The organism is Roseateles toxinivorans, assembly GCF_004362525.1.
Taxonomy (GTDB): Bacteria; Pseudomonadota; Gammaproteobacteria; order Burkholderiales; family Burkholderiaceae_C; genus Paucibacter; species Paucibacter toxinivorans.
Map to the genome: position 1 here is coordinate 36,534 of NZ_SNXS01000010.1, position 22,441 is coordinate 58,974.

Annotated in this window: 16 protein-coding genes; 11 read left to right on the plus strand and 5 right to left on the minus strand. The window is 67.0% G+C overall.

Annotated features, from left to right (window positions below; genetic code table 11):
* Nucleotides 1-33 precede the first annotated feature (33 nt).
* Both DES47_RS24265 and DES47_RS24270 read right to left on the minus strand, forming a co-directional pair.
* Nucleotides 34-2,859, minus strand: coding sequence for a CHASE2 domain-containing protein (locus tag DES47_RS24265; RefSeq protein ID WP_166652147.1), 2,826 nt, complete (start codon nucleotides 2,857-2,859; stop codon nucleotides 34-36).
* A 10-nt stretch (nucleotides 2,860-2,869) separates the two neighbouring features.
* On the minus strand, nucleotides 2,870-4,528 hold the full coding sequence (locus DES47_RS24270) for a FecR family protein (protein WP_166652148.1): 1,659 nt from the start codon (nucleotides 4,526-4,528) through the stop codon (nucleotides 2,870-2,872).
* Between the two features lie 240 nt (nucleotides 4,529-4,768).
* Here DES47_RS24270 and DES47_RS24275 point away from each other — a divergent pair, with 240 nt between their 5' ends.
* The 4 genes from DES47_RS24275 to DES47_RS24290 all read left to right on the plus strand — a co-directional run bounded on the left by DES47_RS24275 (nucleotide 4,769) and on the right by DES47_RS24290 (nucleotide 11,192).
* Nucleotides 4,769-6,328 carry a methyl-accepting chemotaxis protein gene (locus DES47_RS24275; RefSeq protein WP_133703360.1) on the plus strand — a complete coding sequence of 520 codons (1,560 nt, stop codon included), beginning with the start codon at nucleotides 4,769-4,771 and terminating at the stop codon, nucleotides 6,326-6,328.
* 130 nt (nucleotides 6,329-6,458) lie between these two features.
* Nucleotides 6,459-8,279, plus strand: a complete 1,821-nt coding sequence (locus DES47_RS24280) for an FAD-dependent oxidoreductase (protein WP_133703361.1) — start codon at nucleotides 6,459-6,461, stop codon at nucleotides 8,277-8,279.
* Nucleotides 8,276-10,120: a 2-oxoacid:acceptor oxidoreductase subunit alpha gene (locus tag DES47_RS24285; RefSeq protein ID WP_133703362.1), complete on the plus strand. Its 1,845-nt coding sequence runs from the start codon at nucleotides 8,276-8,278 to the stop codon at nucleotides 10,118-10,120. Before DES47_RS24280 ends, DES47_RS24285 begins: the two co-directional genes overlap by 4 nt.
* Before the next feature lie 16 nt (nucleotides 10,121-10,136).
* Nucleotides 10,137-11,192 carry a 2-oxoacid:ferredoxin oxidoreductase subunit beta gene (locus DES47_RS24290; RefSeq protein ID WP_133703363.1) on the plus strand — a complete coding sequence of 352 codons (1,056 nt, stop codon included), beginning with the start codon at nucleotides 10,137-10,139 and terminating at the stop codon, nucleotides 11,190-11,192.
* Here DES47_RS24290 and DES47_RS24295 read toward each other — a convergent pair whose 3' ends face one another.
* From DES47_RS24295 to ilvB, 3 genes are all read right to left on the minus strand, one after another.
* The gene (locus DES47_RS24295; protein WP_133703364.1) at nucleotides 11,193-11,675 is read right to left on the minus strand and encodes an SET domain-containing protein; all 483 of its coding nucleotides are present in this window, start codon (nucleotides 11,673-11,675) and stop codon (nucleotides 11,193-11,195) included.
* 55 nt (nucleotides 11,676-11,730) lie between these two features.
* On the minus strand, nucleotides 11,731-12,135 hold the full coding sequence (locus tag DES47_RS24300) for a hypothetical protein (RefSeq protein WP_133703365.1): 405 nt from the start codon (nucleotides 12,133-12,135) through the stop codon (nucleotides 11,731-11,733).
* Between the two features lie 281 nt (nucleotides 12,136-12,416).
* On the minus strand, nucleotides 12,417-14,162 hold the full coding sequence (gene ilvB / locus DES47_RS24305) for a biosynthetic-type acetolactate synthase large subunit (protein ID WP_133703366.1): 1,746 nt from the start codon (nucleotides 14,160-14,162) through the stop codon (nucleotides 12,417-12,419).
* Between the two features lie 100 nt (nucleotides 14,163-14,262).
* Here ilvB and DES47_RS24310 point away from each other — a divergent pair, with 100 nt between their 5' ends.
* The 7 genes from DES47_RS24310 to DES47_RS24340 all read left to right on the plus strand — a co-directional run bounded on the left by DES47_RS24310 (nucleotide 14,263) and on the right by DES47_RS24340 (nucleotide 22,303).
* The gene (locus DES47_RS24310) at nucleotides 14,263-14,724 is read left to right on the plus strand and encodes an Lrp/AsnC family transcriptional regulator (RefSeq protein ID WP_133703367.1); all 462 of its coding nucleotides are present in this window, start codon (nucleotides 14,263-14,265) and stop codon (nucleotides 14,722-14,724) included.
* Nucleotides 14,725-14,822: 98 nt separating this feature from the next.
* Nucleotides 14,823-16,421, plus strand: a complete 1,599-nt coding sequence (locus tag DES47_RS24315; protein ID WP_133703368.1) for an ABC transporter substrate-binding protein — start codon at nucleotides 14,823-14,825, stop codon at nucleotides 16,419-16,421.
* Between the two features lie 364 nt (nucleotides 16,422-16,785).
* Nucleotides 16,786-18,345: an ABC transporter substrate-binding protein gene (locus DES47_RS24320; protein WP_133703369.1), complete on the plus strand. Its 1,560-nt coding sequence runs from the start codon at nucleotides 16,786-16,788 to the stop codon at nucleotides 18,343-18,345.
* A gap of 18 nt (nucleotides 18,346-18,363) precedes the next feature.
* Complete coding sequence (locus DES47_RS24325) at nucleotides 18,364-19,392, plus strand: ABC transporter permease subunit (RefSeq protein ID WP_133703370.1); 1,029 nt, start codon at nucleotides 18,364-18,366, stop codon at nucleotides 19,390-19,392.
* Entirely contained in the window at nucleotides 19,382-20,332 is a 951-nt protein-coding gene (locus DES47_RS24330) for an ABC transporter permease subunit (RefSeq protein WP_133703371.1), read from the plus strand. The genes DES47_RS24325 and DES47_RS24330 overlap by 11 nt, the downstream gene beginning before the upstream one ends.
* Nucleotides 20,329-21,327, plus strand: a complete 999-nt coding sequence (locus DES47_RS24335) for an ABC transporter ATP-binding protein (RefSeq protein WP_133703372.1) — start codon at nucleotides 20,329-20,331, stop codon at nucleotides 21,325-21,327. Before DES47_RS24330 ends, DES47_RS24335 begins: the two co-directional genes overlap by 4 nt.
* On the plus strand, nucleotides 21,320-22,303 hold the full coding sequence (locus DES47_RS24340) for a peptide ABC transporter ATP-binding protein (protein WP_133703373.1): 984 nt from the start codon (nucleotides 21,320-21,322) through the stop codon (nucleotides 22,301-22,303). Before DES47_RS24335 ends, DES47_RS24340 begins: the two co-directional genes overlap by 8 nt.
* The last annotated feature ends 138 nt before the right edge of the window (nucleotides 22,304-22,441 follow it).

The following is a 22,441-nucleotide window of genomic DNA, read 5'->3' on the forward strand; positions in this document are numbered from 1 at the left end:
GGCTGAGACAGCCCGCGAGTATGACGGGCCGCGTCAAGTCCGGTTCATGCCGGACCAGCGCAGCACCATCGCCACCAGATCCCTCGCCACCACCGGCTTGGTCAGGAAGTCGTTCATGCCCGAGGCCAGGCAGGTGGCTCTATCCTCGGCAAAGGCATTGGCCGTCAGCGCGACGATGGGCACGGTCTTGCCGCGCGGCCCGGCGGCGCCGTTGCGCAGCCGCCGCGTCACCTCCAGCCCATCCATATCAGGCATCTGCCAGTCCATCAGCAGCAGGTCGAACTCCTGCTCGTTGACCAGTTGCAGCGCCGTCTGCCCGTCACCGGCGACCAGGGTCTGGAAGCCGGCCTGGTTGAGCATGGCCGAGACAATGGTCTGGTTCACCAGATCGTCCTCGACGATCAGGATGCGGCTGGGCACGGTGACTGCCGCTGCGACCGGCCGCTCGGAGGCCAGGCGCGGCACGGCACCGAAGCGGCTGACCAGCTGGGCGCGCAGCACCGGCTTGATCAGGCTGCGCGGCAGGCGGAATTGCTCGCGCGCCGCATCGGCGCGGTACCAGTCGGCCTGGGTCATGCCGACCACTCGCTCGGGGTCCAGCCAGGGCTCGGCGGCCTCCAGCAGCGGCGGGCCCAGCGGGCTGTCGGCGCTGACCAGCAACCAGGAAGGCTGCCGGTGCGGCGGCACGCCGTCGAACAGCGCACGCAGCTGCTCGGCGGAGTCACAGGCCAGCGCCGTGCAACCCATGCGCTGCAGCAGGCTGGCCAGGCCCTCGGCCGAGGGCGCATGGGGCTCGAAAAAGGCCACGCGCAGGCCCAGCGGCGCGGCTTCGGGCACCGGCGTGGCGGCCAGCGGCAGCGGCAAGCTGACGCTGAAGGTCGAGCCCTGGCCCGGTGTACTGCTGACCGCTATCTGCCCGCCCATGTTCAGCACCACGCGGCGGCAGATGGTCAGGCCCAGGCCGGAGCCGCCGAAGCGCTTCTTGGTGCCGGCATCGGCCTGGCGGAAGGGCTCGAACACGCGGGCCAGCGCCGCCTCGTCCATGCCGATGCCTGTGTCGCTGATCTCGAAACGCAGCTGCTCGGGGCTTGCATCACCGGCGCTGATGCGCAGCACCACCTCGCCGCGCAGCGTGAACTTGACGGCATTGCCCAGCAGGTTCAGAAGCACCTGGCGCAGCCGGGCGGCGTCGCCATGGCGCCAGGGCTCCAACTCGGGCGCCAGGATGCATGCCATCTGCACGCCCTTGCCGCGCGCCGGCACGGCGGCGGTGGCCACGGCCGCCTCGACGCAATCGGCCAGATTGAAGTCGCTGGCGCTGAGTTCCAGCACCCCGGCCTCGATGCGGGCGAGATCGAGCACGCTGTCAATCATGTCCAGCAGGCTGGCGCCACTGAAACGGATGATGTCGACCAGCTCCTGGCGGCGCTGCGGGTCATCGCCCTGGTCCTGCAGCAGCTGGGCTGCGCCGATCACGCCGTTCAGCGGGGTGCGCAACTCGTGACTCATATTGGCCAGGAACTCGGTCTTGGCGCGGTTGGCCGCCTCGGCCACGGTGCGCTGCTGGGCCAGCAGCAGGTTCTGCGCCTGGGTGTGGCGCTGCTGGGCCAGGGCCGCGAGCAGGCCGCCGCTGGCGATCAGCAGCAGAGGGGGGAGCGGCTGCGTCTGCCATTGCAGCCAGGCCAGCGCGCCCAGGCTCAGGCCCGCCACGGCCGTCAGTGCCAGGCCGGCGGCCACCGCATCATGCCGCGAGTCCGGCCGGCCGCGTCGCCACAGGTTCAGCGCGGGCAGCAGGGCCAGGGCCAGCAGCAGGCTGTCGGCGGCCCGGTCGGGTGGGCGCATGACCCGACCCTCGCGCAGCTGGGCGTAGGCCAGGGCCAGCCAGGCGGTGCCGGAGAACTGGCCGGCCGGCGTCATCACGCCGTCGCCCGACAGGGCGCTGCTGCCGATGAAGACGATGCGATCCTTGAACGCGGCCCGGGTCGGCAGATCGCTTACGCTGCCCAGCGGCGTGCCCAGCGCCGCCTGGGCCAGCTGGGCAAAGGGCAACTGGGTCAGCTCGCGGGCATTCGAGGGCGGGGCGATGGCTGCCATGCCGGCCTCGTCCACCGGCCAGTCACGGTCCTTGACCAGAAAGCGGCCGGGCCGGTAGACCGGTTCGACCTCGGCCTGCAGCCGCAGGTGCACGGCCACCGGCAGGGCCGGCAGCACCCGGCTGAGACCAAAGGCCTCGACCTGGTGCAGCACCGGCAGGCGGCGCAGCAGACCATCGGCATCCAGCGGCGCCGATATCACGCCGGGCGGTGCCAGCAACAGTGAGTCGGCGGGCAGCAGCAGGCCCGGCCAGTGCATCGCGGGTGTGCCATCGGTCGCCGGGCGAGACACCCGCTCCATCCGCTGGGCATGGGTCGACTCGGTCTCCAGTGGCTGTAGCAGGCTGCGCGCGGCCAGCAGCACCGGCGCGCCCGGCGCCTGCAGGGTCCGGCGCAGCGCGGCGTCGCCCTCGCGTTCGTCGGCAAACACGATGTTGATGACGATCAGCTTGGCGCCGGCCTCGCGCAGGTAGTCGACAACCAGCGCATAGGCGTCACGCCGGTAGGGCCAGGCGCCCAGATAGGGCTTGAGCTGCTGCAGCGAAGCCTCGTCGATGTCCACCACCACCAGGTCCTGCAGCGCCGCGGGCCGGGCCAGCAGGCGCGCCTGGGCATCCGCCAGCCAGGCCGAGGCATTGCGCTGCCAGGGGCTCAGCCAGAGCAGGCCGGTCAGCAGCAGGGCGCCCAGCGGCACCCAGGCCATGCCAAGGCGCGACCCTGCCGCCGAGGGAGAGGCTGCAGGGTCCGGACCCTCGGGTTCGCGCATGGTGGCGGCTTCAGAGCGCCAGCAACAGGAGCAGCAGCGGCGCGGCCAACCACCAAGGCGAGCGCGGGATCTCGATCTGCTGCGTGCCGCCGAAGGGGCCGACGAAGCCGTCGGCGTCGATGCTGCGCACGCGCAGGAAGTAGATGCCGGCAGGTGGCTTGGCCAGCGTGATCTGGTGTTCGGCACTGGACTGCTGCTGCAGGACCTGCTTGAACTCGGCGTCACCCGCGAGCTGGAATTCGAAGCGTGTGCCGGGCTCCTGGGCCTGCCAGCGCAGGAGCAGGTTATCGCCGCTGATCTGTGGCGCCTGCAGCGCCGGGCTGGGGGGCACCGGCTTCTGGGTGAAGGCTTGCGCGTCGCCGAAGGGGCCATGGTCCCCATCGGCGCGTATGCTGGCCACGCGCCAGTGGTAGCTGCCGGGCGGCAGCGCGAGGCGGTGCTCGGTGGCCGTGAGGTCGGTCAGATCCAGCCGGGGCTTGCCGAAGTCGCCGCTGTCCGACAGCTGCAGGTGGTAGCGGGCGGCGGCGGTGGAACGGGTCCAGGCCAGGGTGGCGCTGTCGCCATAGACCTTGGCATTCGCCGCCGGCTGGCTGATGAAGGGGGGTTCGGGGCGGGCCTTCAGGCGGAAGGGCTGACCGGCATCCAGCCCTTCCAGGCCGATGGCATCGATGCCGCGCACGCGAAGGCGGTAGTGGCCATCGGGCAGATCGGCCCAGCGCGCGGCCGGGGTGTCGAAGCGGCCATCCAGCAGCAGGCCACCTTCGGGCTCGGTGACCTGGGCGCGATAGGCCGTGGCGCCACTCAGCGCAGGCCAGGCAAAGCGCAGCGGCACCCGCTCCAGCAGAGCGGGCAGGCCCTGCAGCGAAGGTGCAGGCAGCAGCTTGGCCGGCATGCCCGGGGCCTGTCCGGCCTGGGCGCGCAGGCCGTAGCCGGCCTCGACAAGGCGCTCGGCGCCGGGCTTGGCGCTGCCGTCGCTGGCCGCCACCCTGCCCTCCAGCACCTCCAGGCTGGCACCCTGGGCGTCGGCCTGGGCGCGGAAGTCGGTGCCGCGCACGCCCAGCGTCACGGTAGGCGTCCTGATCTGGTAGCTGCGCAGACCGCCGGCGCGCGGCAGCACCTGCGAGTCCAGGCTGCCCTGTTGTAGCTGTAGCCGGGTGTCATGCACCTCGCTCTGCCCATAGGCCATCAGGCGCTCAAGCACCATTCGGGTCTGCGGCCGCACCAGCAGGCGCGAGCCATCGGCGAAACGCAGGGTCAGCGAACCTTCGGCCGGGGCCTGCAGGGCGTCTCCGGTGAGTAGCTTGTCACCGACCGCCACTGCGCTGGCCGGCGCCTGGCCGCGCTGCAGGCCGACCTGTCCCTGCACATGGACGACCTCGGCCACGGTGGCATCCTGCCGCAGCCAGGCCACCGGCATGCGCAGGCTGCTGCCCGGCATCAGCCGGCGTGGATTGGCCACACGGTTGAGTCTCTGCAGGCCGCGCCAGTCGGCCGGGGGCTGCAGAAAGCGCTGCTGCAAGCCGATCAGGGTGTCGCCCGGGGCGACCCGGTAGTTCCAGTCGCCGGATGCCGGCGGCTCGGCGGCCAGGGCCGGATGCAGCGTGCCCAGGCTGCTGCTGGCAATCAGCGCGAGACCGAGGAAGCTGTGCGGGGTGAGGCTCGAATACATGAGTGGCGACTCTGAAAGAGGACTCAGACTCAGCCCGCGGTTCGCTCTGCGCCCAACCGTGGGCGACGACAGGTGCAGGGAAATAGTAACCCAGGCGACCGTGGCTGGTGGCATCACTTGGACACTGCGAATGGGGTGGGCCTGCGGGTCGGGGTCAGGTCGCTTGTGGCGAAAAAACGCCCACGCGTGGTGCGTATCGGCCTATGCTTGGCTGGCATTCAACTTCGGAAAGGTACCGGCATGAAGCTCAACAGAATCAAGCTGGGCCCGCGTCTGGGCTTCGGCTTCGGTGCCGTGCTGCTGCTGTTGGCCGTGCTGGTGGCGGTGGCCTATGTGGGCATCAACAAGATGAATGCGCGCATGGACAGCGTGGTGGAGGCCCAGTCCCTGGTGTCCAGGACCGATGAGTGGGAAGGCCTGACCCAGCTGAACGTGGCGCGCACCCTGGCGATCGCCAAGTCCGGCGCCAACCCGCAGCTGACGGCCTTCATGAACCCGATGATGAAGTCAACCACCGAGCGCATCAGCGCGGTGCAGAAGGCGCTCGAAGCCGAGCTGCACACCGACAAGGCCAAGGCCCTGTTTGCCGAGATCGGCGCCAAGCGCAAGAGCTATATCGCCATGCGCGACGAGATCCTGACCCAGCTCAAGGCGGGTGGCGATGCGGCAGAGGCGCAGACGCAGATAGACGCCAAGCTGCTGCCCGCTGCAGCGGGCTATCTGGCCGCCATCGATACGTTCCAGGTCTACGAGCGCGAACTGGCCGCTGCGGCTATCGCCGCATCGCATGCCGAATCCAGCCGGGTCAAGACCATGCTGCTGCTGCTGGCCCTGGCCAGCGTGGCGATGGGTGCCACCAGCGCCTGGTTCATCACCCGCTCGGTGACCCAGCCGCTGCGCCTGGTGGCCGCCGCCACCCAGAGCATCGCAGACGGTGACCTGTCTCAGCGCATCACCGTGGAGGGTCAGGACGAGGTCAGCGAGGTGATGAGCAGCCTGGAGCAGATGCAGGGCTCGCTGGGCGCCATGGTCAGCCAGGTGCGCCAGTCCACCGAATCGATCACCACCGCCAGCGGCGAAATCGCTGCCGGCAGCCTGGACCTGTCCTCGCGCACCGAGGAGGCGGCCAGCAGCCTGCAGCAGACGGCCGCGGCGATGGAGCAGATCACGGCCACGGTCAAGCAATCCGAGGCCTCGTCCAAGACCGCCAGTACGCTGGCCGTGTCGGCCGCCGAGGTGGCCGCGCGCGGGGGGCAGGTCGTGTCCCGAGTGGTGGCGACGATGGACGACATCAACAGCTCGTCCAAGCGCATCGTCGACATCATCGGCGTGATCGATGGCATCGCCTTCCAGACGAATATCCTGGCGTTGAATGCAGCCGTCGAGGCCGCCCGGGCCGGTGAGCAGGGTCGTGGCTTCGCCGTGGTGGCCGCCGAGGTGCGCAGCCTGGCCCAGCGCAGCGCCCAGGCCGCCAAGGAGATCAAGACCCTGATCGGCGACTCGGTGGACAAGGTGGGCCAGGGCTCGCAACTGGTCGGTGAGGCCGGCCAGACCATGGCCGACATCGTCAGCTCGGTGCAGCGCGTCAGCACCATCATCGAGGAGATCACCGGTGCGGCCACCGAGCAGTCGATGGGCATAGGCCAGGTCAATACCTCGGTCACCCATCTGGATCAGATGACGCAGCAGAACGCTGCGTTGGTTGAAGAATCGGCCGCCGCCTCGGACAGCCTGAAGGTGCAGGCCCATGCGCTGGCCGATGTGGTGAGGCGCTTCAAGCTGCCGGGCGGGCATGCTTGATATGTTGAGGCGGCGCCAAGGGTTGCCGCCAGTGCCGGCGCACCGAATGTGGGCGTAGTATTTGTGCCAGAGGGCACGGCACGTCACCGCTCTGTAGGGTCACGGTCGGCAGCCCCGCACAGGAGACTGCATGCGATCGACCGAGCTTGCCGACCCGTCCTACTTCCACAAAGTCGTTGACTGCCAGTGGGCCTGCCCGGCCCACACCCCGGTGCCCGAATACATACGGATGATTGCCGCGGGGCGCTACGCCGACGCCTATATGGTGAACTGGGCGTCCAATGTCTTCCCCGGCATCCTGGGCCGCACCTGTGACCGGCCCTGCGAGCCAGCCTGCCGGCGAGGCCGGGTCGAGGAAAACAACGGCGACAAGCCTGAACCGGTGGCCATATGCCGCTTGAAGCGTGTCGCTGCCGATCTCAAGGATGACGTTCACGGCCGCATGCCCGAAGTTGCCGCCCGCAATGGCAAGCGCATCGCCTGCATAGGCGCCGGCCCGGCCTCGCTGACGGTGGCGCGCGACCTGGCCCCCTTGGGCTATGAGGTGACCGTGTTCGATGGCGAGGCCAAGGCGGGAGGCTTCATCCGCACACAGATTCCGCGCTTTCGCCTGCCCGAGTCGGTGATAGACGAGGAGACCGGCTACATCCTCGACCTCGGCGTGCAGTTCCGCAGCGGCACCCGGGTCGATTCGATGAAGGCCCTGCTGGCCGAGGGCTATGACGCGGTGTTCGTCGGTTGCGGTGCGCCGCGCGGCCGCGACCTGGACATCCCGGGCCGCCATGAGGCCGCCGGCCACATCCATATCGGCATAGCCTGGCTGTCCTCGGTGTCCTTCGGCCATGTGGACAAGATCGGCAGGCGGGTGATCGTGCTCGGCGGCGGCAACACGGCGATGGACTGCTGCCGCTCGGCGCGGCGCCTGGGCGCCGATGACGTCAAGGTGATCGTGCGCAGCGGCTTCGAGGAGATGAAGGCCTCGCCCTGGGAGAAGGAGGATGCGCAGCACGAGGGCATACCCATCATCAACTTCCATGTGCCCAAGGCCTTTGTGCATACCAGCGGGCAGCTGGTGGGCATGAGCTTCGAGATCGTCGCGGCCCGCTATGACGAACAGGGCCGGCGCAGCCTGGTGCCCACCGGTGAGCCCGATGCCTTCTTCGAATGCGATGACGTGCTGCTGGCCGTGGGCCAGGAGAATGCCTTCCCCTGGATCGAGCGGGACAGCGGCATTGACTTCGACAAATGGGGGCTGCCGGTGCTGGACGCCCAGACCTTCCAGGCCTCGCTGCCCCAGGTCTTCTTTGGTGGTGACGCGGCCTTCGGGCCCAAGAACATCATCACGGCGGTGGCCCACGGCCATGAGGCGGCGGTGTCCATAGACCGCTTGCTGCACAGCGAGGCCCTGAGCCAGCGCCCGCCGCCGCAGTTCAATCTCGTGTCGCAGAAGATGGGCATTCACGAGTGGAGCTATGACAACGCGGTGTCCAATGACGACCGCTTCAAGGTGCCCTGGGCCAATGCGGCCAAGGCCCTGGCCAGCATCAAGGTCGAGGTCGAGCTGGGCTTCGATGCGGCCACCGCCTTCAAGGAGGCGCAGCGCTGCCTGAACTGCGATGTCGAAACGGTGTTTTCGCCGCCGGCCTGCATCGAATGCGATGCCTGCGTCGATATCTGCCCGACCGACTGCATCACCTTCACCGCCAATGGCGAGGAGGGGGAGCTGCGCACGCGGCTGAAGGCCCCGGCGCTGAACACCAGCCAGGCGCTGTATGTGTCGCCCGAGCTGAAGACCGGCCGCGTGATGGTCAAGGACGAGGACGTCTGCCTGCACTGCGGCCTGTGCGCCGAGCGCTGTCCGACCGGGGCCTGGGACATGCAGAAGTTCCTGCTCAACACCACGAAGGCGGGCCCCGCATGCCGAGACTCGGCGATGGGAGTGATGGCATGAAGCGGCTTGAGGCGGTCAACGACTTCGTCATCAAGTTCGCCAATGTCAACGGCTCGGGTTCGGCCTCGGCCAACGAGCTGTTCGCCAAGGCGATCCTGCGCATGGGCGTGCCGGTGAGCCCGCGCAATATCTTCCCCAGCAATATCCAGGGCCTGCCGACCTGGTACGAGGTGCGGGTCAGCGAGGCGGGCCATCTGGGACGGCGCGGCGGCATCGACATGATGGTGGCGATGAACCCGCAGACCTGGGCCCAGGACGTGGCCGAGCTGGAGCCCGGCGGCTATCTGTTCTATGACAGCACCAAGCCGCTGCCAAAGTCGGCCTTCCGCGACGACGTGCATGTGATCGGCATGCCACTGACGGCGATCTGCAACGCCACCTATGCCGATCCGCGCCAGCGCCAGCTGTTCAAGAACATCGTCTATGTCGGCGCGCTGTCGGTGCTGCTGAATATCGACGCCGAGCAGATCCGGAAGCTGTTCTCCGAGCAGTATGTCGGCAAGGAGAAGCTGCTGGCGTCCAATATGCAGGCCTTGCAACTGGGCCGCGACTTTGCGCAGGAGCATCTGGCCGGCCAGGTCGGCCTGCGGGTGGAGCCCCGCGACGCGGTGGGCGACAAGATCTTTGTCGATGGCAATAGCGCGGCGGCGCTGGGCTGTGTGTACGGCGGCGCGACGGTGGCGGCCTGGTACCCGATCACGCCGTCGAGCTCGGTGGCCGAGGCCTTTCAGAAGTACTGCGCCAAGTACCGGGTCGACAAGGCCACGGGCACGCACCACTACGCCATCGTCCAGGCCGAGGACGAGATCGCCTCGATCGGCATGGTCGTCGGCGCCGGCTGGAATGGCGCGCGGGCCTTCACCGCCACCTCGGGGCCTGGTGTCTCGCTGATGACCGAGTTCATCGGCCTGGCCTATTTCGCCGAGATACCGGTCACCATCATCAATGTGCAGCGCGGCGGCCCCAGCACCGGCATGCCCACGCGCACGCAGCAGGCCGATCTGCTGAGCTGCGCCTATGCCTCGCATGGCGACACCAAGCATGTGCTGCTGTTCCCTGAAGACCCGAAGGAATGCTTCGACCATGCCGCCGCGGCATTGGACCTGGCCGACCGCCTGCAGACCCCGGTGTTCCTGATGACCGATCTGGACATCGGCATGAACCAGCGCCTCAGCGAGCCCTTCGAGTGGGACGACGAACGAAGGCTGGACCGCGGCAAGGTGATGACGTCCGAAGAGCTCGAGGCCGGCCGCGACTTCGGCCGCTACAAGGACGTGGACGGTGACGGCATCCCCTGGCGCACCTTGCCGGGCACTCACCCGAGCAAGGGCGCCTACTTCACCCGCGGCACGACGCGAGACGCCTACGCCCGCTACTCCGAGGCCGGCCCCGACTATCTGTACAACGTGCACCGCCTGCTGACCAAGTTCGATACCGCCGCCAAGCTGGTGCCGCAACCGGTGCTGCTCAGATCCGAGCAGCCGACGCGGCTGGGCGTGCTGTATTTCGGTTCCACCAGCCCGGCGATGGGCGAGGCACTGGAGGCCTTGAGCGAGGCGGGCATCCATGTGGACGCGATGCGGCTGCGCGCCTTCCCGTTCCCGGACTCGGTGGCGCAGTTCATCGCCGCCCATGACAGCACCTTCGTTGTCGAGCAGAACCGCGACGGCCAGCTGCGCACGCTGCTGATCAACGAGCTGGAGATCAACCCGGCGGTGCTGATCGCGGTGCTGCATTACGACGGCACGCCGATCACCGCCCGCTTCATCACCGCGGCGATCACGCGCCAGGTGCACGCGATGGCCGTGAAGCCCTTGCGCCAGGTTGGTTCGGACGACTGAATCTCATCGAGACACCATGACCTATCTCGCCAAACCGAAACTGCACCACCCGACCCTGGCCCGCAACCGGGTCGGCTACACGCGGCGCGACTACGAGGGCCGGGTCTCCACCCTGTGCGCCGGCTGCGGTCATGACTCGATCTCGGCGGCCATCATCCAGGCCTGCTGGGAGCTGGACGTCGAGCCGCATCGCGTCGCCAAGCTGTCGGGCATCGGCTGCAGCAGCAAGACGCCCGACTACTTTCTGGGCGCCTCGCACGGCTTCAACACCGTGCATGGCCGCATGCCCTCGGTGCTGACCGGCGCCAATCTGGCCAATCGCGATCTGCTCTACCTGGGCGTGTCGGGTGACGGCGACTCGGCCTCGATCGGCCTGGGCCAGTTCGCCCATGTGATGCGCCGCGGCGTCAACATGGTCTATATCGTCGAGAACAACGGTGTCTACGGCCTGACCAAGGGCCAGTTCTCGGCCACCGCCGACCGGGGCTCCAAGTCCAAGAAGGGGGTCGTCAACCCCGATGCGCCGGTGGACCTGATCGGCATGGCCCTGCAGCTCGGTGCGACCTATGTGGCGCGCAGCTTCTCGGGCGACAAGGAGCAGCTGGTGCCGCTGATCAAGGGCGCGATCGCCCACCGGGGTGCCGCCTTCATCGACGTCATCAGCCCCTGCGTGGCCTTCAACAACCATGCCGGCAGCACGCGCAGCTACGACTATGTGCGCGAGCACAACGAGGCGGTCAGCCGCATCGACTTCATCAGCCCGCGCAACGAGATCACGGCCGAGGTCGAGCCCGGTGGCTTTGTCGATGTCGAGCAGCATGACGGCACCGTTTTGCGCCTGCGCAAGCTCCACGCCGACTACGACCCGACCGACCGCGTGGCGGCCATGTCCCATGTGCAGGCGCTGCAGGCCCAGGGTGAGGTGGTGACCGGCCTGCTGTATGTCGAAGCCGAGGCCGGCGATCTGCACGAGGCGCTGAACACCTCGGCGCGGCCCTTGAATGCGCTGGACGAAGCGGTACTGTGCCCCGGGGAGGCGGCTCTGGCCCGACTCAATGCGAGCTTGCGTTGACTAGAGCCTGCCGCTGCAATTGGCTGCGCCGCAGCGGCAACGCAGCCGGCCTTCGTGGTGGCTCTCGCCGTAGTGCACGGTGACTTCCTCGCCAATCACGATGTCGCGCAGCGCATAGAACTCGACCCGGCCCTGACGTATGCGCAGCACCGCATTGGGCCCGCAAGAATGGTTAATCTGCCGCACCGCGTCCGTTGAGTCCGTCGCGTCGATGGCACGCTTGTCGCTGATCTCGACGATGTGGATGCGCTCGCGGCCCTTGGCCCGGCGTCTGGCCTCCGTGACCGAAATGCTCTCGCCGCGCAGCTCGCCAAGTTTGCGCCGCGCCGGTATTGGCTCGGCGGCAAAAACGCCCAGGCCATCAATGACCGACGGGGCCACCGTCAACGCAAAGCGTGCCGCCGGCTGCACCTGGCCCTTGATGCGGGAGGGCTTGCTTTCAGTTGTGGAGGGTAGGACTCCAATGTCGGTCAGGCGCGGCATGGGCGGACTATAGAGCCTGCGCCGCGCGCCTGGCGATCGCGGAGCAAGGGGGCCGTCAGAGTAGTTCTTCCAGGGTCAGCATGTTGTACTTGTTGGCCACCTTGGCGCCGCGGTCTCTGGCCAGCGCGGCCACCCGCGTCTCTTGCTCCGTCTCCGGCGCATGGACCAGCAACCAGGGGCAACCCGCTTCGGCCAGCGCGTAATAGTTGCTCATGTAATGAGCCTCGGAGCCAAACCCTGCCGCACCGCTGACATCGGGAAGTAGCGCCTTCAGGTGCTGAGCCATGTCTGCAGCGCTGTGACGCACGATATCTTCGGGCGCAAACCCCGCCCCATCCAAGTCGGCCATCAAGGCCTCGGTGGCTGCCTCGTCCGGCAGGGCCACCACCACATAGTCCACCGGCGCAAAGGCGCCGAAGGAGAGCGGGAAGTCTTGCTGGGTGAGCTTGGGTTTGGTCATGCTGTTGATCTCCTGGGGCGGGGCGCGGCCACGGATTGCGCCCGCGCGCCATCACAGAGCAATTGGCGCTCCTGCCCGCCGCGCAGCGTGAATTTGTAAACCGATCTGACCCGGTGCCCCCCAAGCAGGGGGTTTCGGACGCGAATGGCGCGACCTACTATGGAATCGACGGTGGTGAGGCGAGCCAGTGCATCCGCACCAAGCAGAACGACAGTGATCCAGTGTCGGCACCGTCGCCAACATCCGGTCCTCAGCGTGCTTCAAGCGCGCTGAGGACTTTTTCACTTGCGCAGCATGATCTCGTGATGGCCGGCGCCGGCCGGGATCATCGGGAAGCAGTTCTCCTCGGCGGCCACGCGCACGTCAAGGAAATACGCAGTGTCTGATTCCAGGCAGGCCTGCAGAGCGGCGTCCAGATCCTCGCGCCGGTCCACCCTTGCGGCCTGCCAGCCGAAGGCCCTGGCCAGGGCCACGAAATCGGGCAGGGCCTCGGTGTAGCTGTGGCTGTAGCGGCCGCCGTGTATCAACTCCTGCCACTGGCGCACCATGCCCATATAGCCGTTGTTGCTGAGCACCACCTTGACCGGCGTGCGGTGCTGGGTGGCGGTGCTGAGCTCCTGGATGTTCATCAGTATCGACGCATCACCGCTGACGCATACCACCAGTGCGTCCGGGTGCGCGATCTGCGCGCCGATCGCCGCCGGCAGTCCATAGCCCATGGTGCCGGCGCCGCCGGAGCTGAGCCAGCGGCCCGGGCGCTCCAGCCTGATGTGCTGGGCGGCCCACATCTGGTGCTGGCCGACATCGGTGGCGACGATGGCATCACGGCCCTGCAGCTGATGCTGCAGGCGGCTCATCAGGGCTTGCGGCACGATGTGTTCGGCGCTGTCTTCAAAGCCCAGTGACTGCTCGGCGCGCCAGCCCTCGATGCGCAACCACCAGCTGGCGAGATCTGCCTTCGTCGCGTCGCGCTGGTCCCACGCGTTCAGCAGGGCCAGCAGGCTGGCATGGCAGTCACCGAGCAGGCCGACATCGGCCTTGACGACCTTGCCGATGGAGCGCGTGTCAATGTCCAGGTGAATGACCTTCGCGCCAGGGCAGAAGGCATCCAGCCGGCCGGTGACGCGGTCATCGAAGCGGGCGCCGACGCAGACCACCAGGTCCGCATGATGCATGGCAAGATTGGCCTCCAGCGTGCCGTGCATGCCCAGCATGCCGAGGAACTGCGGGTCCGAGGCCGGGTAGGCACCGAGGCCCATCAGGGTCAGGGCGCAGGGCGCGCCGCTGATCTGCACCAGGCGCTTGAAGGCGTCGCAGGCGGCTGCACCTGAATTGATCAGGCCGCCGCCGCCGTAGAAGATCGGGCGCCTGGCCTGGCTCAGCAACTCAAGCGCGGCAAGCACCTGCTTATGCGGCACGGCGGGCAGGTCAGGCATCAAGACCCGACCCTGTGGCGCGGCTGCCAGCGGCGCCAGCTGCACGTCCTTGGGCACATCGACCAGCACCGGACCGGGCCGGCCGGCGGCGGCCGTCGCATGGGCCCGCGCAATCGTTGCGCTCAGCTCATCGACCCTCAGCACCTGGGCATTCCATTTGGTCACCGGACGCGAGATGCCGATGGCGTCGCACTCTTGGAAGGCATCGGTGCCTATGGCCGTGGTCGCCACCTGGCCGCTGATGCACAGCACGGGAATGGAGTCGCACAGCGCGTCGAGCAGGCCGGTGGTGGTGTTGCTCATGCCCGGGCCCGAGGTGACGAACACGACGCCGACCCGACCCGTCGTGCGCGCATAGCCCTGGGCCGCATGCACCGCTGCCTGCTCGTGGCGCACCAGGATGTGGCGCAGCCGGGGCTCGGCATGCAGGGCGTCGTACAGGGGCAGCACCGCGCCGCCGGGGTAGCCGAACACGGTGTCGACGCCCAGGTTCAGCAGGGTGGCGATCAGGGCGTCGGCGCCATTGGCTTGGCGCTGGACGGGAACCTCGGGGAGGGCGGGCAGGGCGGGGGATTCGAGCAGGGCATTCATGTGCGCTACTGTGCCCAGATAGCCTCGGCAAAGGTTTCTTTGTTTTTCGACGATTTTTGAATGTTCGGGAGGAATTTCTGTTGAACTGCATAATTGCAGCATGAAACTCGACAAGTTCGATATTTCCATACTGGAAACGCTGCAGCAGGACGCGCGCATCAGCCTCGCCGAGCTCAGCGCCAAGGTCGGCCTGACCAGCTCGCCCTGCTGGACCCGCGTCAAGCGCATGGAGGAGGCGGGGGTGATCGAGGGCTATTCGGTGCGCGTCAATGCCGCGGCCGTGGGGCTGTCGGACACCGTCATCGTCCACGTCACTTTGGACAGCCATTCGGATGAGGCCCTGTTCAACTTCGGCCGCGCGCTCGAGGGCATACCCGAGGTGCTGGAGGCCTTTCTGGTCTCGGGCGACTACGACTACTTCATCCGCATCGCCGTCAGTGACACGCGAGACTACGAGCGGCTGCTGCGCGAGCGGCTGTACAAGATTCCGGGCATACGGCACAGCAAGTCCAGCTTTGTGCTGAGGCAGCTGAAGCAGAGCCATCTGCCCCTGAGGCGGTGACGGGCACGCTTTGTGCAATCAGTAGTAATCCCTGACAGTGGTGTCAATCAATGGTCCTAGACTGCGGCACCACATGACACATCCCCGGGAGCGATTGCATGAACAAGCGGTCCAAATTGAACGCATTTTTTGCCCTGTCCGCCCTGGCCCTGGCTACCGTCGGCGCCCAGGCGGCGACCACCCTGATCTACTGCTCCGAGGCCAGCCCCGAGGGCTTCGACCCCGCGCGCTACACCGCCGGCACGACCATGGACGCCAGCTCGCAGACGATATTCAACCGTCTGGTGGAGTTCGAGCGCGGCGGCACGACGGTGGTGCCCGGCCTGGCAGAGAGCTGGACCGTCAGCCCCGACGGCCTGGTCTACAGCTTCAAGCTTCGCCGTGGCGTGAAGTTCCACAGCAGCGAGACTTTCAAGCCGACGCGCGATTTCAATGCCGACGATGCGCTGTTCAGCCTCGACCGCATGATCAACAAGGAGAATGCCTTCCACAAGGCGGCCCCTGCATCCTACGAGTACGCCAATGACATGGGCCTGCCGGCCAATATCGTCAAGCTGGAAAAGCCTGATGCGATGAGCCTGCGCATCACGCTGAAGAGCGTCGATGCGGCCTTTCTGGCGAATCTCGCGATGGACTTTGCCTCCATCCACTCGGCAGAGTACGCCGAGCAGTTGATGAAGGCCGGCCAGGCCGCCGAGCTGAACAACAAGCCGGTCGGCACCGGCCCCTTTGTGTTCAGGCGCTACGAGAAGGACGCGCAGATTCGCTACGCCGCCTTCCCCGGTTACTGGCGTGGCAAGGCGCCGATCGACAACCTGGTGTTCGCCATCACCAAGGACTCGGCCGTGCGCATGCAAAAGCTGAAGGCCGGCGAGTGCCATATCTCCTCCTATCCGAAGCCGGCCGAGGTTGAGGTCTTGAAGAAGGAGGCCAAGGTCAAGCTGATGCAGCTGCAGGGGCTCAACGTCGGCTACCTGACCCTGAACGTGGCGCACAAGCCCTTTGACAATGCCGATGTGCGGCGCGCCATCAATATGGCCATCAACAAGAAGTCGCTGGTCGAGGCCGTCTACCAGGGCACCGGCGAGGTGGCGAAGAACCCGATTCCGCCGACGATGTGGTCCTACAACAAGGCGGTCAAGGACTATGCCCATGACCCGGTGGCGGCCAAGGCCCTGCTGGCCAGGGCGGGCTTTCCGAACGGCTTCGAGACCACGCTATGGGCCCTGCCGGTGCAGCGGCCCTACAACCCGAACGGCCAGCAGATGGCCGAGCTGATACAGGCCGATCTGGCCAAGGTCGGCATCAAGGCCAAGATCCAGAAGTACGAATGGGCCGAGTACCTGAAGCGGGCCAAGGCGGGCGAGAGCGATATCGGCATGTTCGGCTGGACCGGTGACAACGGCGACCCGGACAACTTCATGGGCAATCTGCTCAGTTGCTCCGGCGTTGGCGGCTCCAACTACGGACAGTGGTGCGACAAGGAGTTCGACGGCCTGATCACCAAGGCCAAGCAGACCACCGTGCTGGCCGAGCGCACCAAGCTTTACGAGCAGGCGCAGCAGGTCTTCAAGCGCGAAGCGCCCTGGGTGCCGCTGGCGCACTCGGTCGTCTACTACCCGATGCTGAAGAACGTCGAGGGCTACAAGATGAGCCCCTTCGGTCTGAACCAGTTCTATGGTGTGAGCCTGAAATGAAACGGATCGGCTTTCCGCTGGGTGGCGGTGGATTGCGCCTCGCTGCTTCGGGGTGGCAGAGGGGGCGGGGGGCCGGCCACGACGGGCTGAAGCTTGGGCCGGTCCCTTCGGCCCGACCTTCAGCTTCTTTATGCCCGCAGTGGCCGGCCCCCCACCCCCTCCGTGGATGCGCCGGCGGCCGCCTGCACACCCGCTGCAGCAGGGATGAGGGCGTGCCGGTCGCAGCGGGCATAAAGAAGCCGAGGTCCGGTCCGTCCAGGGCCGGACGATGCTTCAGCCCGCAGCGGCCGGCGCGCCCTCGTCCCTGCCGCTTCACGTTTCATGGATCGTGGGTCGCGCATAGCGCGGTGGAGCCACTGAGGTGATGCGGGCCGGCCTGGCGCTGGGCCTCACAGTCTGCCTGGCGGTGGCCCAAGCGGCGCCGCTGACGGTGTGCACCGAGGCCGCCCCCGATGGCTTCGACATCGCCCAGAGCGAGTCGGCGGTGACCGTCGATGCGGTGGGCAACACGATCTTCGATCAGCTGCTGATGTACAAGCGCGGCACGACCGAGTTTGTGCCGGGTCTTGCCCGGGCCTGGCGCCTCAGTGCCGACGGCCTGCAGCTGACCCTTGAGCTGCGCCCGGGGGTGAAGTTCCACAGCACGCCCTGGTTCACGCCCACGCGCGAGATGAACGCCGACGATGTGCTGTTCTCATTCCAGCGCATGGCCGATGCGAAGAGCCCCTGGCAGGCGGTGGCCAAGGGCGGCTTTCTGATGTGGCACGGCACCGGCATGGGCGATGCGATCAAGGCGGTCGAGAAAGTCGACGCGATGACGGTGCGCCTGCAGCTGAAGCAGCCGAATGCGCTGATGCAGACCCTGCTGGCCAACCAGTTCAACAGCTCGGTGTACTCGGCCGAGTACGGCGCGCAGCTGCTCAAGGCCGGCAAGCCGGAGCTGATCAATACCCAGCCGGTGGGTACCGGCCCCTTTGTATTCAAGAGCTATCAGAAAGACGCGGTGCTGCGCCTGAGCACCCACCCGGGCTACTGGGGCAGCAAGCCGCAGTTCGATCAACTGGTGGTGGCCATCACGCCCGACGCCAATGTGCGCGTGCAGCGACTCAAGGCCGGCGAGTGCCTGATCGGTGCCAATATGCGCGGTGAGACCCTGGGCGGCTTCGACGGCACGGCCGTCAAGGTGCAGTCCGAGGTGGGGCTGCTGACCGGCTATATCGCGCTGAACACGCAGCGCAAGTTCCTGTCCGACAAGCGTTTCCGCCAGGCGCTGGCCTTGAGCTTCAACAAGGCCAGCTACATCCAGTCGGTCTATGGCGGCCGTGCCTTGCCTGCGGCCAGCTTCCTGCCGCCGTCGCAGTGGAGCCATGACAAGGGCCTGAGCAGCCGCTTCGATGTCGAGCAGGCGAAGGCGCTGGTCAAGGCTTCGGGCTATGACGGCACCGAGCTGACCATCTTCACCCGCATCGGCGGTAGTATCGATGGCCGTCGTGCCGCCGAGCTGATGCAGGCCGACTGGGCCAAGATCGGCGTCAAGGTTCGGGTGCAGATGATGGAATGGGGTGAGATGCTCAGGCGCACCGGTGCCGGTGAGCATGACATCACCTTCCTGAACTGGGCCGGCGACGGCGACCCTGACAGCTTCGTCAACCCCAACCTCAGCTGTGACGGTGTCAGCGCCGGCAACAACAAGAGCCGCTGGTGCAACAAGGCCTTCGATGCGCTGCTGGCCAAGGCCCGCGCCCACAGCGACCAAGGCCAGCGCAGCCAGCTCTACGTCCAGGCGCAGCGCATGGTGGCCGAGGAGGTGCCCTTGATTCCCACCGTCTATCCCCAGTACTTCACGGCGGTGAACCAGCGGGTCAGGGGCTTCAAATCCAGCCCCTTTGCCGACCTCGATTTTCGCGGTGTGTCCCTGCCCTGAGAGCTCCAAGCCTAGACCATGTTCAGTTTCTTCCTCAAGCGCCTGGGCCTGGTGATTCCGACCTTCATCGGCATCACCCTGCTGGCCTTCTCGCTGATACACCTGATCCCCGGCGACCCGGTGCAGGTGATGGCCGGCGAGCGCCGCCTCGACCCCGCCTTCTATGCCGAGACCCTGCACCGCCTGGGGCTGGACCGGCCGCTGTACGAGCAGTACGGCATCTATTTGTGGAAGGCCTTGCAGCTGGATCTGGGTGAGTCCTTCGTCACCCACGAGGGCGTGTGGAGCGAGTTCCTGAAGCTGTTCCCGGCCACTGTGGAGCTGGCCTTCTGTGCGCTGCTGTTCGCCACCGTCGTCGGCCTGCTGGCCGGCGTGCTGGCGGCGATCAAGCGCGGCACCCTCCTCGACCATGGCGTGATGGGTATCTCGCTGACCGGCTTCTCGATGCCGATCTTCTGGTGGGGGCTGCTGCTGATCATGTTCTTCTCGGTGGCGATGCGCGACATCGCGCCCGACTTCGCTTTGCCGGTGTCGGGGCGCATGGCTTTGGAGTTCGACATCGCGCCGCGCACCGGCTTCATGCTGATAGATGCTTGGCTGTCGGGCGAGGCGGGGGCCTTCAAGTCGGCGCTGTCGCACCTGGTGCTGCCGTCCATCGTGCTGGGCACGGTGCCGCTGGCGGTGATCGCGCGGATGACGCGATCCAGCATGCTGGAGGTGCTGCGCGAGGACTATGTGCGCACCGCCCGGGCCAAGGGCCTGTCGCCGGCCCGTGTGGTGTTCGTGCACGCGCTGCGCAATGCGCTGGTGCCGGTGGTCACGGTGATAGGCCTGCTGGTCGGCACCCTGCTCGGCGGCGCGGTGCTGACCGAGACCATCTTCTCCTGGCCCGGCGTCGGCAAATGGCTGATCGATGCGATCGGCCGGCGCGACTATCCGGTGGTGCAGGGCGGTATCCTGATTTCCGCGACCCTGGTCATCATCGTCAATCTGTTGGTGGACCTGCTCTATGGCTGGATCAACCCGAGGATCCGCCATGCCAAATAGTCAATTGCCCAGCGATGCGGCCAAACAGGGGCCGGTGCTGAATGTCGTCGGCAACAACAACGAGCTGCTGGCACCCTTGCCCTCGGGGTTTGCCGACTTCTGGCGCAGCTTCTCGTCCAACAAGGGCGCGCTGCTGGGCCTGATCTTCTTCGTCATCGTCGTGCTGTGCGCGCTCTTGGCCGATGTGCTGGCGCCCTACAGTCCGATCGAGCAGTACCGCGATGCGCTGCTGACGCCGCCGGTGTGGGGCGAGGGCACGAGCCGCTTCCTCCTCGGCACCGACGACATCGGCCGCGACATGCTGTCGCGCCTGCTGCATGGCGCGCGGCTGTCGCTGAGCATAGGGCTGGTGGCGGTGGTTCTGTCGATGCTGCCGGGCATTGCGCTGGGCCTGCTGGCGGCCTTCTTTCCAAACAAGCTGGGTACGGCGATCCTGCGCCTGATGGACGTGATGCTGGCCCTGCCCAGCCTGCTGCTGGCGATTGCCGTCGTGGCGGTGCTGGGGCCGGGTCTTGTCAACACGATGCTGGCCATCGCCCTGGTTAGCATCCCCGGCTATGTGCGGCTGGTGCGCGCCTCGGCGATGTCCGAGCTGGCCAAGGACTATGTGATCGCCTCGCGCCTTGCCGGTGCCGGCACGTTCAGGCTGATGTTCGACACCGTCTTACCCAACTGCATGGCGCCGGTGATAGTCACCGCGACGCTGGGCTTCTCGGACGCCATCCTGACCGCCGCGGCCCTGGGCTTTCTGGGCCTGGGCGCTCAGCCGCCGATGCCCGAGTGGGGCACGATGCTGGCCTCGGCGCGCGACTACATCGAACGCGCCAACTGGGTCGTGACCCTGCCCGGCCTGGCTATTCTGAGCACCGTGCTGGCCATCAATCTGATGGGTGACGGCCTGCGTGATGCGCTCGACCCGCGTTTGAAGAAGCTGTCATGAGTCTTTTGGAAATACGCAATCTGACGGTCGAGTTCGGCAGCGCCGAGCGACCCTTCGCCGCCGTGCAGGGCGTGGACATCACCTTGGACCGCGGCGAGCTGCTGGGCGTGGTCGGCGAGTCGGGCTCGGGCAAGAGCGTCAGCATGCTGGCGCTGATGGGCCTGATCGACGCGCCGGGCCGCGTGCGCGCCGATGCGCTGCGCTTCGATGGTCACGATCTGCTGACCTTGCCGCCGCGCGAGCGCCGCAAGATCGTGGGCCGTGACATGGCGATGATCTTCCAGGACCCGATGGCCAGCCTGAACCCCAGCTACACGGTGGGCTTCCAGATCATAGAGACCTTGAAGGTGCACCAGAAGGCCAGCCGCATGAAGATGCACGACCGTGCGTTCGAGCTGCTGCAACTGGTCGAGATCCCGGACCCGAGTTCGCGGCTGCAGGCCTATCCGCACCAGCTGTCGGGCGGCATGAGCCAGCGCGTGATGATCGCCATGGCCCTGGCCTGTGCGCCCAAGCTATTGATCGCCGACGAACCGACCACCGCCCTGGACGTGACCATCCAGGCCCAGGTATTGGACCTGCTGGTCAATCTGCAGCGCCAGCAGAATATGGCGCTGATACTGATCACGCATGACCTGGCCCTGCTGTCCGAACATGCCAAGCGCATTGCGGTGATGTATGCCGGCGAGGTGGTCGAGACCCAGGCGGTGCCGGCGCTGTTCGAGCGGCCGCACCATCCCTACACCGAGGCACTGCTCGCCTCCATTCCCGAGCACTCGCGTGGCGCCGCTCGCCTGCCGACGCTGGCCGGTGTCGTGCCGGGCCAGCATGAGCGGCCGGTGGGCTGCCTGCTGTCGCCACGCTGCCCCTATGTGATGGAGACCTGCCGCACCACCCATCCGCAGCTGGGTATGCTCAATGACGGCGCCCTGGTGCGCTGCCTCAAACCGATCCATGTGCAGGCCGTTGCCGCCGCACCCGCCCACGATGACTGAGCCGCAACAGCCTCTACTGGAGGCGCAGAACCTGTCGCGCCACTACGCGGTGCAGCGCGGCATGTTCAAGCCGCCGGCGATGGTCAAGGCGCTCAATGGCGTCAGCTTTACTCTGCAGCGCGGTGAGACGCTGGCTGTGGTCGGCGAGTCGGGTTGCGGCAAGTCCACCTTGGCCCGCGCGCTGACCCTGATCGAGAAGCCCACCGGCGGCGCCCTGCGCATCAACGGCACCGACGTGGCCGATGCCAGCAGCGCTCACCTGCGCGCGCTGCGCCAGACGGTGCAGATGGTGTTCCAGAACCCGTACGCCTCGCTGAACCCGCGCAAGCGCATTGAGCAGATGCTTGACGAGCCGCTGAAGCTGAACATCAAGGCCGGCAAGGCAGAGCGCCGCGAGCGCGTGGCCGCGATGCTGAATCAGGTCGGCCTGCGCCCCGAGCACGCGCAGCGCTATCCGCATATGTTCTCCGGCGGCCAGCGCCAGCGCATCGCGATCGCTCGGGCGATGATGTTGGCTCCGAAGCTGCTGGTGGCGGACGAGCCGACCTCGGCACTGGACGTGTCCATACAGGCGCAGATCCTGAACCTGTTCATGGACCTGCAGCAGAGCACGCAGATCGCCTACGTCTTCATCTCGCACAACTTGAGCGTCGTCGAGCACATCGCCAATCGGGTGATGGTCATGTACCTGGGCCGCGTGGTCGAGTTCGCACCGAAGGCCACGCTGTTCACCCAAGCGCTGCACCCCTACACCAAGGCCCTGCTGTCGGCCACGCCCAGCATCGACCCCGCCCGCCGCGCGAACAAGATCCGCATCGTCGGCGAACTGCCTTCGCCGCTGGATCCACCCAGCGGCTGCACCTTCCACAAGCGCTGCCCCTACGCCGACGAGCGCTGCAGCGCCGAGGTGCCGGAGCTGCGGCCCATTGGCGGGCATCAGGTGGCTTGCCATCATGTGGAGCGGATTGAGGGGTGACGAGATGGCGCTCATATCAGTTCTCCACCTCGCTGGACGCGACACACTACATGAAGCTGAGGCGGCAGGAACGAGGGCGCACCGGCCGCTCCGGGCTGAAGCCTTGCCCGCCCCTGAACGGGTCGAACTCCGGCTTCC

Bases quoted from the DNA above. Each gene is read 5' to 3' on its own strand.
- DES47_RS24320 (WP_133703369.1), top strand. From the start codon at position 16,786: ATGCGGGCCGGCCTGGCGCTGGGCCTCACAGTCTGCCTGGCGGTGGCC.
- DES47_RS24290 (WP_133703363.1), top strand. From the start codon at position 10,137: ATGACCTATCTCGCCAAACCGAAACTGCACCACCCGACCCTGGCCCGC.
- DES47_RS24325 (WP_133703370.1), top strand. From the start codon at position 18,364: ATGTTCAGTTTCTTCCTCAAGCGCCTGGGCCTGGTGATTCCGACCTTC.
- DES47_RS24265 (WP_166652147.1), bottom strand. From the start codon at position 2,859: ATGCGCGAACCCGAGGGTCCGGACCCTGCAGCCTCTCCCTCGGCGGCA.
- ilvB (WP_133703366.1), bottom strand. From the start codon at position 14,162: ATGAATGCCCTGCTCGAATCCCCCGCCCTGCCCGCCCTCCCCGAGGTT.
- DES47_RS24280 (WP_133703361.1), top strand. From the start codon at position 6,459: ATGCGATCGACCGAGCTTGCCGACCCGTCCTACTTCCACAAAGTCGTT.
- DES47_RS24295 (WP_133703364.1), bottom strand. From the start codon at position 11,675: ATGCCGCGCCTGACCGACATTGGAGTCCTACCCTCCACAACTGAAAGC.
- DES47_RS24310 (WP_133703367.1), top strand. From the start codon at position 14,263: ATGAAACTCGACAAGTTCGATATTTCCATACTGGAAACGCTGCAGCAG.
- DES47_RS24315 (WP_133703368.1), top strand. From the start codon at position 14,823: ATGAACAAGCGGTCCAAATTGAACGCATTTTTTGCCCTGTCCGCCCTG.
- DES47_RS24335 (WP_133703372.1), top strand. From the start codon at position 20,329: ATGAGTCTTTTGGAAATACGCAATCTGACGGTCGAGTTCGGCAGCGCC.
- DES47_RS24330 (WP_133703371.1), top strand. From the start codon at position 19,382: ATGCCAAATAGTCAATTGCCCAGCGATGCGGCCAAACAGGGGCCGGTG.
- DES47_RS24340 (WP_133703373.1), top strand. From the start codon at position 21,320: ATGACTGAGCCGCAACAGCCTCTACTGGAGGCGCAGAACCTGTCGCGC.
- DES47_RS24275 (WP_133703360.1), top strand. From the start codon at position 4,769: ATGAAGCTCAACAGAATCAAGCTGGGCCCGCGTCTGGGCTTCGGCTTC.
- DES47_RS24300 (WP_133703365.1), bottom strand. From the start codon at position 12,135: ATGACCAAACCCAAGCTCACCCAGCAAGACTTCCCGCTCTCCTTCGGC.
- DES47_RS24285 (WP_133703362.1), top strand. From the start codon at position 8,276: ATGAAGCGGCTTGAGGCGGTCAACGACTTCGTCATCAAGTTCGCCAAT.
- DES47_RS24270 (WP_166652148.1), bottom strand. From the start codon at position 4,528: ATGTATTCGAGCCTCACCCCGCACAGCTTCCTCGGTCTCGCGCTGATT.